Annotated in this window: 17 protein-coding genes; 2 read left to right on the top strand and 15 right to left on the bottom strand. The window is 38.0% G+C overall.

The annotated features are described in order from the left end of the window. Positions 1-2: 2 nt before the first annotated feature. Together der and SB717_RS08750 are read right to left on the bottom strand one after the other, a co-directional pair. Positions 3-1,313, bottom strand: coding sequence for a ribosome biogenesis GTPase Der (der, locus tag SB717_RS08755; protein ID WP_014458340.1), 1,311 nt, complete (start codon positions 1,311-1,313; stop codon positions 3-5). Positions 1,314-1,611: 298 nt separating this feature from the next. Continuing rightward, complete coding sequence (locus tag SB717_RS08750) at positions 1,612-2,217, bottom strand: YphA family membrane protein (protein WP_029715089.1); 606 nt, start codon at positions 2,215-2,217, stop codon at positions 1,612-1,614. Between the two features lie 120 nt (positions 2,218-2,337). Between SB717_RS08750 and SB717_RS08745 the strand changes: the two genes are divergently transcribed. Next, positions 2,338-2,475, top strand: a complete 138-nt coding sequence (locus SB717_RS08745) for a YpzI family protein (RefSeq protein WP_013059024.1) — start codon at positions 2,338-2,340, stop codon at positions 2,473-2,475. A gap of 30 nt (positions 2,476-2,505) precedes the next feature. Here SB717_RS08745 and SB717_RS08740 read toward each other — a convergent pair whose 3' ends face one another. From SB717_RS08740 to prsW, 10 genes are all read right to left on the bottom strand, one after another. Then, a complete protein-coding gene (locus SB717_RS08740) occupies positions 2,506-3,720 on the bottom strand; it encodes an MFS transporter (protein ID WP_074677391.1) in 1,215 nt (404 codons plus the stop codon). Between the two features lie 174 nt (positions 3,721-3,894). Continuing rightward, complete coding sequence (gene fni / locus SB717_RS08735; RefSeq protein ID WP_410903586.1) at positions 3,895-4,947, bottom strand: type 2 isopentenyl-diphosphate Delta-isomerase; 1,053 nt, start codon at positions 4,945-4,947, stop codon at positions 3,895-3,897. Positions 4,948-4,963: 16 nt separating this feature from the next. Continuing rightward, a complete protein-coding gene (gene rpsA / locus SB717_RS08730) occupies positions 4,964-6,100 on the bottom strand; it encodes a 30S ribosomal protein S1 (RefSeq protein ID WP_029714590.1) in 1,137 nt (378 codons plus the stop codon). Between the two features lie 162 nt (positions 6,101-6,262). Further along, positions 6,263-6,850, bottom strand: a complete 588-nt coding sequence (locus SB717_RS08725; protein ID WP_029714589.1) for a lysophospholipid acyltransferase family protein — start codon at positions 6,848-6,850, stop codon at positions 6,263-6,265. Then, complete coding sequence (gene cmk, locus SB717_RS08720; RefSeq protein WP_029714588.1) at positions 6,847-7,521, bottom strand: (d)CMP kinase; 675 nt, start codon at positions 7,519-7,521, stop codon at positions 6,847-6,849. The genes SB717_RS08725 and cmk overlap by 4 nt, the downstream gene beginning before the upstream one ends. A 162-nt stretch (positions 7,522-7,683) precedes the next feature. Then, a complete protein-coding gene (locus SB717_RS08715; RefSeq protein ID WP_013059030.1) occupies positions 7,684-7,860 on the bottom strand; it encodes a YpfB family protein in 177 nt (58 codons plus the stop codon). Between the two features lie 69 nt (positions 7,861-7,929). Then, on the bottom strand, positions 7,930-8,595 hold the full coding sequence (locus tag SB717_RS08710; protein WP_410903585.1) for a flagellar brake protein: 666 nt from the start codon (positions 8,593-8,595) through the stop codon (positions 7,930-7,932). 154 nt (positions 8,596-8,749) lie between these two features. Next, entirely contained in the window at positions 8,750-10,099 is a 1,350-nt protein-coding gene (ypeB, locus tag SB717_RS08705) for a germination protein YpeB (protein WP_029714586.1), read from the bottom strand. A 17-nt stretch (positions 10,100-10,116) separates the two neighbouring features. Then, entirely contained in the window at positions 10,117-11,049 is a 933-nt protein-coding gene (gene sleB / locus SB717_RS08700; RefSeq protein WP_410903584.1) for a spore cortex-lytic enzyme, read from the bottom strand. 145 nt (positions 11,050-11,194) lie between these two features. Further along, positions 11,195-11,845 (bottom strand): glutamic-type intramembrane protease PrsW, encoded by a 651-nt coding sequence (gene prsW, locus SB717_RS08695; protein WP_410903583.1) that lies wholly within the window; start codon positions 11,843-11,845, stop codon positions 11,195-11,197. 198 nt (positions 11,846-12,043) lie between these two features. Here prsW and SB717_RS08690 point away from each other — a divergent pair, with 198 nt between their 5' ends. Continuing rightward, entirely contained in the window at positions 12,044-13,015 is a 972-nt protein-coding gene (locus SB717_RS08690) for an asparaginase (protein WP_410903582.1), read from the top strand. A 19-nt stretch (positions 13,016-13,034) separates the two neighbouring features. Here SB717_RS08690 and SB717_RS08685 read toward each other — a convergent pair whose 3' ends face one another. From SB717_RS08685 to SB717_RS08675, 3 genes are all read right to left on the bottom strand, one after another. Continuing rightward, positions 13,035-14,006 carry a YpdA family putative bacillithiol disulfide reductase gene (locus SB717_RS08685; RefSeq protein WP_410903581.1) on the bottom strand — a complete coding sequence of 324 codons (972 nt, stop codon included), beginning with the start codon at positions 14,004-14,006 and terminating at the stop codon, positions 13,035-13,037. 124 nt (positions 14,007-14,130) lie between these two features. After that, complete coding sequence (locus SB717_RS08680) at positions 14,131-15,396, bottom strand: Glu/Leu/Phe/Val family dehydrogenase (RefSeq protein WP_370506064.1); 1,266 nt, start codon at positions 15,394-15,396, stop codon at positions 14,131-14,133. A 357-nt stretch (positions 15,397-15,753) separates the two neighbouring features. Further along, positions 15,754-16,356: a genetic competence negative regulator gene (locus tag SB717_RS08675; RefSeq protein WP_029714582.1), complete on the bottom strand. Its 603-nt coding sequence runs from the start codon at positions 16,354-16,356 to the stop codon at positions 15,754-15,756. Between the last annotated feature and the right edge of the window lie 112 nt (positions 16,357-16,468).

The raw sequence follows: 16,468 nt of genomic DNA, 5'->3' as shown, positions 1-16,468 counted from the left end.
TGTTATTTTCTTGGTCTTGCAATAATTTTAATTGGAGTTCCTTCGAATCCAAAAGCTTCACGAAGCTTATTTTCTAAGAAACGTTTATATGAAAAATGCATTAGCTCAGGATCATTTACAAACACAACAAAAGTTGGCGGCTTGATTGCTACTTGAGTTGTGTAATAGATTTTTAAGCGGTTGCCGTTATGAGTAGGCGTAGGGTTCATTGCTACTGCATCCATAATTACATCGTTTAAGATGCTTGTTTCTACACGTACAGCATGGCTTTCGCTTGCAAGATCAATCATTGGCAATAGCGTATGCGTACGTTTTTTCGTTTTAGCTGAAAGGAATACAATTGGAGCATATGTTAAGAACTGAAAATGCTCGCGTATATTTTCTTCAAATTTTTTCATTGTTTTTTCATCTTTTTCTACTGTATCCCATTTGTTCACAACGATGACAACAGCTTTTCCAGCTTCTTGTGCATAGCCAGCAATTTTCTTATCTTGTTCAATAATACCCTCTTCAGCATTTAATACAATTAAGACAACGTCTGAGCGTTCAATTGCCTTTAATGCGCGAAGTACGCTGTATTTTTCAGTACTCTCGTACACTTTTCCACGCTTTCTCATTCCAGCTGTATCAATAACAACATATTCTTGATCTTCTTTTGTAAACTTCGTATCAATAGCATCGCGTGTCGTACCGGCGAGATCACTGACAATAACACGGTCTTCACCTAGAAGAGCATTAACTAATGAAGATTTCCCTACGTTAGGACGACCAATCAATGAAAATTTAATGACTTCTTCTCCGTAGTCTTCGTCTTTTTCTTTTGGAAAGTGCTTAGCTGCCTCGTCTAACAGGTCACCTAAACCTAAACCATGCGTTCCTGAGATTGGGAACGGTTCTCCATATCCTAGTGCGTAGAAATCATAGATTAATTCTCTCATTTCAGGATTATCTACTTTATTAACGGCTAGGACGACGGGCTTTTTGGATTTGTATAAAATTTTCGCCACTTCTTCATCAGCTGCAGTAATTCCATCGCGTCCATTCACTAGAAAAATGATTACGTCCGCTTCATCAATTGCAATTTCTGCCTGCTGTTTGATCTGTTCTAAAAATGGCTCATCTCCAATATCAATACCGCCAGTATCAATAATGTTAAAGTCCAAATTCAGCCACTCACCTGAACTATAGATACGATCACGAGTTACACCCGGAATATCTTCTACAATAGATACTCGCTCTCCTACAATTCGGTTGAAAATTGTTGATTTTCCTACGTTGGGACGACCAACAATCGCAATAATTGGTTTTGGCATACGATTCTTCCCTTTCCTTGATCTTTTTTATGTATCGGCAACCAGTCTTTAATCGACTAAAGGTATTTATCTACATGTACAAATAAATAAGATCATTCGTTTTTCAAAAATTGAGGCCATGCAGCGTGGCATGACCTCTACTAATCGATCATAAGCGATAAAGCTAGGCTTTTTATCAGCTCTATTTTACACCAAGCTGATTAACTGCCTATCCGCTGAATAAGCATTACTCTTTCAATCAAACAATTTTATCAAAAATCACCGGTAACAACAATATAATTTTACGAAATCTCTTCTTCTATTTGTAAGTACTTTGCTTTTGCCTGTGAGACTTCAGCACGTACAAATCTAAATAAGCAGAGAAATAAACCAGCATCTCCCAAATAAACATCGCTCCTACTGCTGTTGCTAAAACGTCGAGTGTCCGAAGAGACCCTACTTCATAAGATGCAATATCTCGAATGACAACTGCGTATAAAAAATCTCCTCCAACTACACCTAAAATGATCGCTGCGAATCTTTTTTCAGCATCTTTAACCACCATAAAGCAAATATATAAGATAAGTCCAGTCAAAATCCACTTACGATCAATAAAAATCCAGACAGGATCATAGAGCTCAAGTAAACAAAAACCAGCATAGGCAATTATTATAATGCCGCATACAATAACATAATATAACTGCTGAAATCTGCTGTAGCCTGAAGCATAAACACACGCTACCCCCACTAAAAACAAAGCGGTGTAGCTAAATGAAAACTGAGTCATATGCATGTTCATTCCGCTTAGGAGTATACTGATTAATATAATGGCTGCTACCTTCCAACGCCTAGCTGTTTTGGGCATAAGAAAAGTCGCAACAATCCATCCCATCCACGAAAGCCAATAAAAGAAAATTCCGTCCACTGAATATGGCACCTCCTCTATCTGTCATCAGTATGTATCAATTTTGGAAAACTTAATCGGAGTTTTAGAATAGAACCCCTTATTTTGGACAACCTATCAGAAAAAAGGAGGGAATCTAAAATGGGAAAAGATCGTCAAGAGAAAAAATTAAAGGAATCAAAACGAGTTGAATCTGACCGTGATCAAGGACTTCACTATCCGGGAGCAACTAGCTTGCAAAGTCCTGAAGAAGCGCGCGAGTTAAATGAACATAAATAAAAAAATGCGCTGACTAAGTCAGCGCATTTTTTATTTTAAAACTGGATGTGAAACAGGATAGGAACGTTCTTTCTTTCCTGTAAACAAAAAGAGAACTCCTCCCACTAATAATAGTGCTCCTGACAAATAAAATCCAAATTCCATACTTCCAAGTTTATCTGCAAAATATCCGGTAATGTAAGGTGCAAAGATTGATGACAGCATGCCGCTGAAGTTGAAAAAACCGTACACTTTAGAGTACATGGACGATGGAGTAATATCCGCCATATACGAAATCAAAATGGGATCTAATGCTAATTTCCCTATCAGACCGTACACAATTAAGCCAATTAATAGCCAAGAATAACTCTGTGTATAGGGGATAAAAAATTGACATAAAGCGCCCGCTACTGACAAACTGACAATTAATGCTTTTTTATTTGCAATTCGATCAGATATATAACCAAAGAAGATGGCTCCTGGTATAGACGCCCAAGGTACTAAAGATGCTATAATGCCTGTTTGAGACCCTGCTAAGCCTCGCGAGTGCTGCAAATAATAAGGAAGCCACGTCAGCATCCCAAAAAATCCGTAAAGAGAGCAGAAGATTAAAATGTATACGAAAATATGATTTTTTGTAAATAATACTTTTAGCGACTGCTTTATTTCTTTACTTGGCGAATTTCTTTCTTGAGCCCTTTGCTTATCTTTTACAAAGAAAGCTATTAAAATAGCTATTACTATAGTCGGAATAGCAAATAAGTAAAAAGTAAACTGCCAGTCTTTTTCTAACGTATATGTAATGTATGTAGATCCGATAAAACCAAGCGATATACCAAAAGCCATTCCACTGTTGATGAGCGCAGACACTAGACCCCGGTATCGTTCGGGCGTGATGCTTGAAGAAATTCCATATTGTGAACCATAATACGTTCCTTCTCCAAGTCCTGTCAGCGCCCGCATGAGTAAGAACATACCAAAAGTAGTTGTAAGTCCTGTAAAAAATGTGGCAACTCCAAACAAGATGTATCCAGCTACTAAGATCTTAACGCGACCAAATCGATCTGCCAGAAAACCCGTTGGAATTTGCATAGCTGCATACGCTGCAAAAAACACAGTAGACATTAGCCCAAGTTCAGCTTTATTGAGATCCCACTGCGCACCGATATCTCCCATAACCGGAGATAAAATATTACGATCTGCATACATGAAAACCCAGCCTAAAAAGAAAAGAAAAATTGTAAATATAGGATGTCCCTTTTTCATTACGCCACCTCTTTTTCTGATTTTTCTGTTTATTTAACTTATTATAAGTGGCTAACGTTTGGGATTTCATGCTTTTTGTCATTTCTTCTGCCAACATTTTTTGTTTTTTAAATGAAAACGCGATCATTCATCTTCTAAAGAAATAAAAAAGCATGCAGTCAGCTGCATGCTTTTTTATGATCTGTTATTAAATGTTTCTATAGATACATTTCGCTGAGTCAGCCAGCTATAGGTATCCCCTGTAATAACTAGAGGCATTTGTTGAAGCTTAGCAATAGAAGTTGCTCCTAACGCAGCCATGATAAACGTTAACTCCTCATGTAGCTCGGCTATCTCTTCTACAACTGCTTCTAAACCAGACTTCATTAAAATGGATAAAAAATATCCCGCCATTCCCGTTGCAGAAGCTCCTAACGCAATAGACTTAGCAACATCCATAGAGGTTTGAATACCTCCTGAACCAATAATGGACATACCTTCTACGTGCTGAGATACTTCCGCTAGAGAAGCTGCTGTCGAAATTCCCCAATCATTAAAGAAGTGAAAATGTTTTGCTCGTCTTTCATTTTCGATTTTTGAAAAATTGGTACCACCGTACCCACCAATATCAACGATTTCAACACCAACATCTTTAAGTTTTTGCACTGCTTGAGCGCTCATCCCAAAACCTACTTCTTTGACAATTACAGGAACGGTTACTTCTCGGACAATTCGTTCAATACGACGTAATGCATCGGTAAAATCACGATCTCCCTCTGGCATGACCAGCTCTTGTATAACATTTAAATGAATTTGAAGTCCATTTGCTTCAAGCATACTAACCGCTTTTTTAGCTTGTTCAACTGTAGCCTCACTGCCTAGGTTGGCAAAAATAATTCCGTTAGGGTTTTCTTGACGCACTACTCTGTATGATTGTTCTTCCTTTTCATCTTTAATCGCAGCCATCTGCGATCCAACGGCCATTGCTAATTGACCATGATGAGCAATTTGAGCAAACGAACGGTTAATCCGTTCCGTTTCTTGTCCGCCTCCGCCCGTCATAGCATTTATAAAAATTGGCGAACTTAACAAAAGTTCGCCAATTTTTGTATCAATATGAACATCTTGCACGCCTGTATTTGGTAAGCTATTATGAACGAAGCGAATATCATCTAGCCCATGCAGCCGATGCTGTCCCGTTTGAATCGCATGATGAATGTGATCAATTTTACGTTTTGCTCTGCTCACAAATCATCACCATTACTTATCTTAATTTTTTTAATTGATCTCCAATCATATCACCTAATTGGAAGCCTTTTGACTCTTCTTGTAATTCATAGTCACCGTAATCTTCTTGCTCTTCTTCCTCAAGGTCACGAATGCTTAACGAAACGCGTCGTTCTTGTTCATTCACATCAAGTACTTTTACCGTCACTTTTTCGCCTTCAGAAAGCACTTCATGCGGTGTCCCGATATGCTTATGTGAAATTTGAGAAATGTGTACAAGTCCTTCTACTCCAGGTAGAACTTCTACAAACGCCCCAAAAGATACAAGTCTTTTAACAGTTCCATCTACTACATCACCTTGGCGAAGCTTCGTAGAAATGTTGGACCATGGACCTTCTAACGTATCTTTAATAGATAATGAAACACGACCCGTTGATTTGTCAACAGATAATACTTTGACTTTCACAGTATCCCCCTCAGCTACTACGTCTGAAGGTTTTTCTACACGCGTATGTGAAAGCTGAGAGATATGCACTAACCCATCTACTCCGCCTACATCTACAAACGCACCAAAGTCTGTTAAGCGCTGAACGGTTCCTTCTAAAACCTGACCTTCTTTTAATGACTCAAGAACATTTTCTTTTTGTTGTACAAGCTCTTCTTCTACAACTGCACGATGCGAAAGGATCACGCGATTTTTTTCTTTATCTAATTCCACTACTTTGACTGTAAGAGTTTGATCTTGATATTCTGCGAAATCATCAACGAAATGAGTTTCAACAAGAGAAGCTGGAATGAACCCTCTTACACCAATATCTACTACTAATCCGCCTTTGACAATTTCTTTGACTACTGCTTCAAACACTTCACCTGAAGAAAGTTTTGCTTCTAAACCGTCCCATGCTTTTTCAGCATCTACAGCCCGTTTAGATAACACAAGCAAATCGTCTTCCACTTTAATTACTTTCGCTTCGACTTCGGCACCTTCTTGGATTACATCGCCTGCTTTTTCAATATGTAAGCTCGCTAATTCACTAATTGGAATAATACCGTCTAGTTTGCTGTTAGGCACATCTACATACACTTGCTTTTCTTCTACTTTTGTAATAGTACCTTTTACTGTTTCTCCTACTTCTAATGACGTTACCTCTACTTGATTCATATCTTCTGTCATCGTCTTTTCCTCCTCCAATATCCATCTACAATATGTATTCCCTTGTAAGAGTTCTTCACTCTTTTAGCTCATCATTATTGTATATAGCTCTGTATAGAAAAAACTCTCTTTGTTACTAACTTCTAATAAATAGAATCTTTTGTCAAGTCATAAGGTTACAAACTATTGATATTTTTCAATTAATTCACCAATGCTTTTCATAATAACTTCGGTTACTTCGTCGGCTGATGCCTTTCGTTCACGAAGTTCATCCATCTGAATTGGCGGCCCGTACACTACTTTTAACCTTGCAAAACGCTTATATGGACCAATGACAGCACAAGGAACAACAGCTGCTTTTGAACGCAAAGCAAAAAAGCCTACTCCAGCCATTCCTTTTCCTAATTTTCCATCTTTGCTTCTTGTTCCTTCTGGAAATAATCCAAGCACTTTTCCTTCTTTTAAAATCTTTAACCCTTGGCGCAAAGCTTCACGATCTGCCATCCCCCGCTTTACAGGGAACGTTTCTAACTTTGGCAGAACCGTCTTCAGAAAAGGTGCTTTAAACAGCTCTGCTTTTGCCATAAACGAAATAGGCCTTGGACATGTCACACCTACCGTAGGCGGATCTAAGTTGTCAATATGATTTGAACAAAGCAAAACTCCGCCTTCTGAAGGGATATTTTCTGCACCGATTACTTCATAACGATAAACTGGTGTTAAAATACCTTTTACAATGCCACGTGCAAACATATAAAAGCTCAAAATCATCCAATCCTTTCTTTTATAATAGAAAGTATTTTTTCTACAACTCCTTCAATCGATAAGGAAGTTGTATCGATTTCAATTGCATCTTCAGCTTTTTTAAGAGGTGCTACTTCACGCTCAGAATCCAGCTTGTCTCTGCGAGCAATTTCTTCTTTTAAACGCTCTAAATTTGATTCAAAACCTTTTTTTATGTTTTCATCATGGCGTCGCTGTGCTCTTTCATCCACAGACGCTAATAAAAAGATTTTAACTTCTGCCTGAGGAAGCACGTGTGTACCGATATCACGTCCATCCATTACAACGCCTCCATCTTTAGCAAGGCCCTGCTGTCTCGCTACCATCTCTTCACGAACTGCACGATGTTTCGCTACGATGGATACAGAGTTAGTTACTTCTGCGGAACGAATTTCACTTGTAACATTCTGTCCATTTAAGATGACTACCTGTCCAGATTCAGACGGTTTTAAATCGATTACTGTTTCGTTAAGCAAATGCAATAGCTCTTCTTCATTTTGCAAATCTACCTGGTTTTTCTGGGCTTGATACGTTAGAGCACGATACATCGCTCCTGTATCAACATAAATATATGATAAGGTTTCTGCTATAATCTTTGCCACTGTACTTTTCCCAGCAGCTGCAGGACCGTCAATCGCGATTGAAATTTGTTTTTCCATAAGTGCCTCCCTTAATTTCAAAACAGGAACAAACCACTTTCATCTTTTATACAATGAGCCATTTTATATGAAACGTTTATAAACGAAAAAAAGAGCAGGGGGTCTTCTCCTGCCTGGTGTTCACTGCATGTTTCTTTCCTAGTTATTCTACCATACGTCCGACTACTGGTCGAATGTTTCAATAATTTTATTAAAATTATTTTTGCTAACTCCTTCATACTGAATAACCTTTGAGAAATATGTACTGTGACTGCTAGATAGTAAAATACATTGGGCAATTATTAAAAACACAAATTGAATAACCACTAATTTAATTAAAATTCGTTCTATTCGATTCATCTTTTTTCTCCTTTTGTAAGAAGTAATATCTTTGCTTACAGTTTAGGAAAAAGAAGTTTTTTTTATACGCTAAAGAAGACCTTTTCTCCTTAGGTCAAGCTGACGCTTTAAGGTATAACGAATCATCATTTCTTTCATTTGTTTTTCCATGTCCATAAATTTAATAGATAGCTGACCTACTTTACAGGAAGTCGGAGCGATAATTCGTACAACTTCCCCTTTTAATTCAAGATGCTGCAAAATTCCCTCACGATTAGGAAGACTTAATCGTACAACAACGGAATCTTTTTCATTAAAAAGAAGCGAGTGATGGAAGGAGCCGGCTATTCCACCTGCACTGATGTTTTTAGTCATGATTTCCATTACGGCCTGCTGTTCTTGTTCACTTTCTATCACCGCCTTCGCTGTAAGTGGCACACGGAAAAAATTTCTTCTTTGGATGGATTTCAACTTTTTATCGCCCGGGTAAAAGAGCTTTACAACAGGCATGCCTTTTATTTCACGCCCTGTTACTTCAGTTGGAAAGGTATATACATTTTGATTATATCCAATAAACGTAGCCAGCAATTTTGTACTTTTTAGTAAAAAAGCACTTCGCTGCGTTTCTTCATTTAGCGGATAGCTAATATAAATCACGTCTTCCGTAAACTCAACTACCTTACATCGATACGTTTGTTGTAAGGTAGACTCTCTGTTCCCGCTCTCTAACGTCAACCTCATTCCCGCTTTTATCATCTTCTCTCTCCTTCAGTTCCACTATATACACTTTTTCCCTTTATTTAAACATAGTCAAATATATTTATTTTGTAAATAAAAATTAGTTATTTAGACTCAAAAAATCTCATACAACACAAAAAAACCGGTGTCTATAGACACCGGTTTCTCAGCTTTATACTTCATTATATAAAGGCTCTGAGTTTTGCAGTTTTTCGACTTTTTCTTCAAAACCCGTATCGGCATTGATAAAAATACGATACGTATCATTTTTTATTGTCCCTAAAAACTCATAGCATAGCACTTCTTCGTTTAAATCATTCGTAATAATTGCCAAGCGGTCTTCCATCACTTTTACATTCGAGTTCAGCTTGGTTTTTGCCTGTTCTTTCGAAATTTTAGGTTTTGGAATATCTCTTGTACGATGTTTTAATAAGAAGTCTTTAGCTGAGAAGCCAATCACAGATCCATCTTCTAAAGACATTTTCATTTTAACTGAATCCGGATAAATCCGAACTCCACTTTCCGTTTGCTCTACGAATGTAAAGACTCCCATGTTGTCATATTGAGCGCTTTCAGCCATCACTAAACTTTCAAAACGATGATCTTTTAAAAACTTATTCGCTTTGTTCATTGCATCGTTTAAACTAATATTTTGTTTTTTTATATCTCGATCTTCGAGCACCCAAAGCGGATATCCGCCTTTTTGGGTAATATCCATATACGTCTCTTGTTTAGTCTTTGGATCTGTAATGGTTAAGCTGTACACCTCATAGTCGGCATCTTTTCCGCTCTTTACAATATGAATTTGTTCGTTTCCTTTTAAATTCAAAAACGAACGCGCCACTTGTTTTGCAACATCTTCACTAACTTCTCTACCTTTTAATTGATGAAAAGCGTTTTTTTCCTGTTCATTCGTTGCATTCATAACGCCCAAATCTGTTTCGGCAAAAGAATCCATACTTTTTTCAACGGTTTTTAATCCGTCAATAATCGTATTGTCACCTTGCTTTTCTTTTGTAGCTAGGGCTAGTTCAACATCCATCCAGCGCAAGTTATTATCAATGACTAGATGCTGTACTTGGCGCATTTCATTTTGAATTTCACCTGACTGATCATAAAGCGAATTTAACGTTTTATACTCTTTATCTGTTAAGGGTGCTTTGCTTAAATCCCTTACCGCTACTTTGTACGTAAAGTCACCAACATCTGAAAGAAACTCTTCTGTTTTATTGAACGGTAAAAGCGATAAAGGCAGCTGTCCTACGTTGTTATGAGCTTCAGAAGTTAAACGCCATACTTCTGCAAGCGCGGGCGAAAGCTGATCTCTCGAACTCATGGCGAGCGTGCCACCGATTTTATCATTTAATAAATCTAGCTGATATGATAAATCATGAAATGCTCGTTGATACGTATTCTCCCCTTGAAGCAGCACAGCATCTTTTTCTTGATGCTCGCTGTACCCCCAATACCCTACACCTACAACACCAATAGCTAATAATACAATTAAAATTGTTCGAATCATGTTTCCTTCACCTCTCTTTATCGACAGAAAATGTGTTTCCCGATTTGCTTAATTTGAGGACGTGACCAAATCCATGCGCTTGTTGCTGTGTCCGGATTGAAGTAATAGATAGCATTCCCAGTAGGATCCCATCCGTTAATAGCATCCATAACCGCTTTTTTAGATGTTGGGTTGGGTTCAAGCCAAATTTGCCCATCTGCTACAGCAGTAAATGCACGCGGTTCAAAAATAACTCCAGCAACTGTGTTTGGAAATGCCGGACTGTTAACTCGGTTTAAAATAACGGCTGCTACGGCTACTTGACCATTATATGGTTCACCCCGTGCTTCACCATGTACGGCATTTGCCATGAGCTGAATATCATTTTGTGAAAACCCGCTCGGTACATTCACCGCTGTTGGCTTTTGTGCTTTTTCTTTCTGTTGTTCAGAACTTCCGTTAGACGTATTACGCTGCGGCTGACTGGCAGGTTTTTTTGCTTGAGAAGATCCGCTTTGTGCTTTTTGCTGCTCATTGTTCCCGCTGCTTTTTCCACTGCTACTGCTTCCTTTAGACTGCTGATCAAGAGGCTTACCGCCATAATGCGTAAACTTATTTCCTTTTCTAATTTGATTTTTCACATAGTTTTCGTGATATTTTGTTGCGTTGGCTAATTTAATCTTTGTTTGCCAGCCTGCTAAACCGTCAATCTTTTTAATGCCAAATTCATATTGAAAATTGCGCAGTGCCCAGTATGTGCTCCATCCAAATACACCGTCAATTTTCCCGTTATAATAACCTAAATACTGAAGTCTCGACTGCAGCTCAATAACGTCATCTCCAACTGCTCCGTGTTGAATGACTTGATTTGAAAACGCGTGAGCGGCCTTTGGACTCACAACGGACGCTGCAATAAATGAACATATGCATATGAGACATGCATACTTTTTAAAACATCGAAATGATAACATGACAAAACCTCCTACATCGTATGTAACTGATAAGATGATAGGAGTATTTTTTGTAAAGGTTGTTTTTTTATACAAGATGCGCAAAATTTACCGAAATGAAAAAACTCAGCTCGTAAATCTCTCAAAAAAGATTTACAAGCTGAGCCTAGACAATCGATGGCTGTTTGGCCTTTTTTACTTTTCTTAATGCCAGCCACCATAAATAAATCATAAATGGAATAATAATAAATACCCAATGATCCATTGTTTTTAAAATATAATCATATGTTCCATGTAAAATGAGCGGCACAAATACGGAGTACAGCGTCCACTTCGTTTTTTCCTTTCCTTCAGAAAACTTTGCTTTCCCTAAATAATACCCCATAATGACGCCGAATAAAGCATGACTAGATACGGGTAAAATGGCTCTTCCTAGCGCTGATTCTAAACCATTTGCAAATAAATATAAAATATTTTCAACGGTAGCAAAACCTAATGAAACAGCTGCCCCGTAAACAATTCCATCATAATGCTCATCAAATTCCACATGCTGATAAATCGTGAAATATAAAATGAACCATTTGAAAAATTCTTCTAAAAAGCTTGTCGTAAAAAATGCTTCAAGAAAAGGTGATTGAAAAACGTGTTCTTCACCAAATACATATTGAATAAACATAATTGGCAAAACAAGCATTGCTCCAAAAATAAATGTTTTTAATACCATTGAAATAGGCTCAGTTTCATATTCATCTTTCAAATAAAAAAAACTTAACAATGCCAATCCTGGCGCAATGCCTGCAGATACAATCGCCAACATAAATAGCGCCTCATCTCCTCTATTTTTTTTAATAGTAACATGTTATCTTTAGGATGAAAATTTCCGTCTATATTGTCCTTATCTTTATATGTAAATGCTCACATAACTTGCTGTCGATTTACAAAGCCTAACAAAGACCTTAAACAAGTATACCAAAAAATGTATCATACTTATATGAAAAATTGAAAGGAGCTCTCTATGAAAACTGTTTATATTCTTCACACCGGCGGCACAATCTCGATGAAAGAAGACATGGCATCTGGATCGGTAACACCAGATATTCAAAACCCGCTTCACCGCTCAACATCATCTGTTTCAGGTATGGCCAATGTAATCGTAGAAGAAGCATTTCATTTGCCTTCTCCTCACATTACTCCTAAGGAAATGCTTATACTTTCAAAAAAAATACGCGATAAAATTAATGAAGGCAAAATTGATGCAGTTGTGTTAACTCACGGCACGGACACGTTGGAAGAAACCGCTTATTTTTTAGATTTAACAGTGCATACAGATATTCCAATTGTCTTAACTGGAGCCATGAGATCAAGCAACGAGATCGGTTCAGACGGTCCTTATAATTTTATATCTGCGGTTCGGGTGGCTATTAGTGACGACGCAAAAGGAAAAGGTGTCTTAGTTGTAATGAACGATGAAATTCATACTGCTGAAAACGTGACCAAGACCCATACAAGCAACGTGGCGACATTTCAAAGCCCTCAGTACGGGCCAATAGGATTAATCACAAAACGCGGCGTATCTTTTCACCACATGCCTACAGAACATGAATTTTATCCTGTTAATCAGATAGATAAACAAATCACTTTATTAAAAGCTTATGCAGGAATGGACGACCATTTATTCCAAGCAGTGGCTTCAATGAATGTTGATGGACTTGTAATTGAAGCCCTCGGTCAAGGAAATCTACCTCCCCTTACACTTCCGGGGATTCAATTGCTTTTGACGCAAAAAATACCTATCGTGCTCGTTTCTCGCTGTTTTAATGGAATTGCTCAAGATGTATATGGATATGAAGGCGGTGGCAAGCAGTTAAAAGAGATGGGCGTTATTTTTTCAAATGGCTTAAATGGTCCTAAAGCACGCATTAAGCTGTTAGTTGCTCTCCAAGTAACAAGGAATCACGATGAACTGCAGCAGCTGTTTAATCATTAGTAAAACAACGCATAGGCTTCTATGCGTTGTTTTTGTTGAGAATATGAGAAGCGATTGATTTCCCATGAAAACGTCCATTTTCAATAAAAATCTCATTAGCATTGTTTCCTGCAGCAATCACACCAGCGATATAAATTCCTTCCACGTTTGTTTCCATCGTCTCTTCGTTAAAAGAAGGGCGGCCTGTTTCATCACCTAATTCCACACCCATTTTTGTTAAAAACGTGTGATCAGGGTGATAGCCAGTCATGGCAAAAACGAAATCGTTACTAATCGTAGATTCTTTCCCTTCCTGCTCATATGTTACCGTTTCATCCGTTATCTTTATTACATGAGCATTAAAATGCATCCCAATCGTTCCATTTCGAACCAGTGCTTCGAATTCAGGCAATATCCAAGGTTTTACGCTAGGGGAGTAATCTGAGCCACGATAAATAACCGTCACCCTTGCATCACACTTTACCAATTCCAGAGCTGCATCGACGCTAGAGTTTTTTCCGCCTATAACGACTACATCTTTATCAAAGTACGGATGCGCTTCTTTGAAATAATGAAATACCTTTGATAAATCTTCACCGGGAACATTCATATAATTAGGATGATCGTAATAGCCCGTAGCTATAATGACATTCTCCGCTTCATATGTCTCTTTAGATGTTGTGACAATAATTTGGTTTTCCGCTTGTTTGTCTACTTGCAAGACACGTTCAAACGGCTGAATTCGAACTTGCTTGCGCTTCACCACTTCTCGGTAGTAAGCAAGAGCTTGGTTGCGCACAGGCTTACGATTTTCGGTAATAAAAGGGACATCCCCAATTTCTAGTTTTTCACTTGAACTAAAAAATGTTTGGTGGGTCGGATAGTTATAAATTGCATTCACAATATTCCCTTTTTCAATTACAAGGGCATCAATACCTGTATGTTGAAGCTCAATAGCTGCTGAAAGCCCGCATGGTCCTCCGCCAACAATAATTACTTTTTCTTTCTTCATGCCTGTCACTCCTTCAGTTGTAAACGCACCTTTTTTTTATTTTAACGCAGTGTAAAACAAAAAAATCTCCTCATTAATGATAGGAGATTTTTTCTATTTACGCAATTGTTCTGCTGTTCTGTTTTTAAATCCAGCCTCTGAAACGAGAGCCTTCTGCCATTTTTCTTACGCCTATCATATAAGCAGCTAGACGCATGTCGACTTTTCGAGTTGTAGAAGTTTCGTAGATGTTATTAAATGATTTAACCATTACTTTTTCAAGCTTTTCTTCTACTTCTTCTTCCGTCCAATAATAACCTTGGTTATTTTGCACCCACTCAAAATAAGAGACTGTTACACCGCCCGCACTTGCCAAAACGTCTGGAACTAATAAAATCCCTCTCTCTGACAAGATGCGCGTTGCTTCAAGAGTTGTTGGTCCATTTGCTGCTTCTACCACAATACTCGCTTGAATGTTATGGGCGTTTTCTTCTGTAATTTGATTTTCAATCGCAGCTGGAACTAGGATGTCACAGTCAAGTTCAAGCAGCTCTTTGTTGCTGATTGTATTATTGAATAATTTCGTTACTGTACCAAAGCTATCGCGTCGATCTAATAAATAATCAATGTCTAAACCATTAGGATCGTGCAGCGCTCCGTATGCATCAGATATCCCTACAATTTTAGCTCCAGCGTCGTGCATGAACTTAGCTAAAAAGCTTCCTGCATTTCCAAACCCTTGCACTACTACCCGTGCACCTTGTAATTCAATGCCTCGTTTTTTCGCTGCTTCACGAATACAAATAGTTACTCCTTTTGCAGTCGCTGTTTCACGGCCGTGCGAACCACCTAAGACAAGGGGCTTTCCAGTAATAAAGCCAGGTGAGTTAAATTCATCAATCCGGCTGTATTCATCCATCATCCAAGCCATAATTTGTGAATTTGTAAACACATCCGGCGCTGGAATATCCTTTGTTGGTCCAACAATTTGGCTAATCGCACGAACATATCCGCGGCTTAAACGTTCTAATTCTCCAAAAGACATATTTCGAGGATCACACACAATTCCACCTTTTCCTCCACCATAAGGAAGGTCAACGATTCCACATTTCAAACTCATCCATATAGATAGAGCTTTTACTTCTTTTTCAGTTACGTTAGGGTGAAAACGAATTCCACCTTTCGTAGGACCAACTGCATCGTTATGCTGCGCTCGGTGACCTGTAAAAATCTTAACTGATCCGTCATCCATACGAACAGGAATTTTTACTGTCATCATTCGTAATGGCTCTTTTAATAGTTCATACACTTCATCAGGATAGCCTAGTTTTTCTAACGCTTTATGTATCACTGTTTGTGTAGATTTTAAAACATCATGCTTCTCTTCTTGACTATTTTTACTGTCTTGCATCTTGTCGGCTACCATCTGTAAACCTCCTAAAATGTATCGAAAATTATTCGTTTTTAATTGAATGGTGCTTCTTTCATGACATAGTATACACCCTTAGTTTTACATTGCAAAGGAAAATATCGAACTTTTAGTATTTTTTGTGTTCTTCCAAGAAAACGCTTCCAATAACTTTACAAGGTATGCTACAATGTTTTAAGTCTGCCTCTTTTCTAGTATGCGTTAATCGTCTTAAAAAAATAAAAAACACCCGGTGATAAAGAGCACTTTCAACAACTTTGTACAAGCTGAAAGTGCAGCCACTCTTATTTTAATAAAAGTGCTTTATCCTTCACGGGTGTAATTATTTCAATTAAACAGTTAAGAAAAGACAGAGTTAATATACTCCAGAGCTCTCTTTTCTACTAATATTTTTCCATATTCATTTACGCGGTGCTTTGTAATTGTAGAGGGATTTCCATACTCCGCCAAAACCGCAATCATATTCCCAACTTCAGCTGGTGACAGCATGTGATAATCCAACAGCATGTAAAAACGTTTTTCGAATGAATAGAGCACGCTATCCGTATCGTAAAAGTTTGACATGCGTTTGGTCAGCTGAATGACATCTTCAAATGAATCAAACTCAAAAAACATGTCTTCGCTTTCATCTAGCATGACCTGCATTTCAATGAAGTCCTCGAACTCGTCTTCATCGAACTCACCGTAGCTGGTTTCTTCTTCATACTGCTTTGTCACAAATACAACCATTCCCTGTGCTTGAAGTGAAAAAACTTCTACCGAAAGAGAATTTGTAGGTTCAAAGTTCAGTTCTTGAGAAGCTTGCTCTATCATCTCACGAAAGAGCTGTTTTACTTTGAATGTATCTGTCCATAGATCTTCTTTTGTTAACCCTCTTTCTGTTAAATCATCGTAGGTCAAAAAAACTTTTAGCTTATTATAGTTTAATCGTTCAAGCCTCATTAGCGTCCCTCCCCGCTTGCACTCATAACCACATGGTTCGATAATGCAGTATATGTATTTTTTGGAAAACGGTTCGTGATGTTTACTTACGAGTTTACAGGTTTATGGCAGG

The sequence above is a fragment of the Priestia sp. SIMBA_032 genome (assembly GCF_046535215.1).
Taxonomy (GTDB): Bacteria; Bacillota; Bacilli; order Bacillales; family Bacillaceae_H; genus Priestia; species Priestia aryabhattai.
The sequence above is the reverse complement of the archived record's forward strand: the minus strand, read 5'-3'. Positions and strand labels throughout refer to the sequence as shown.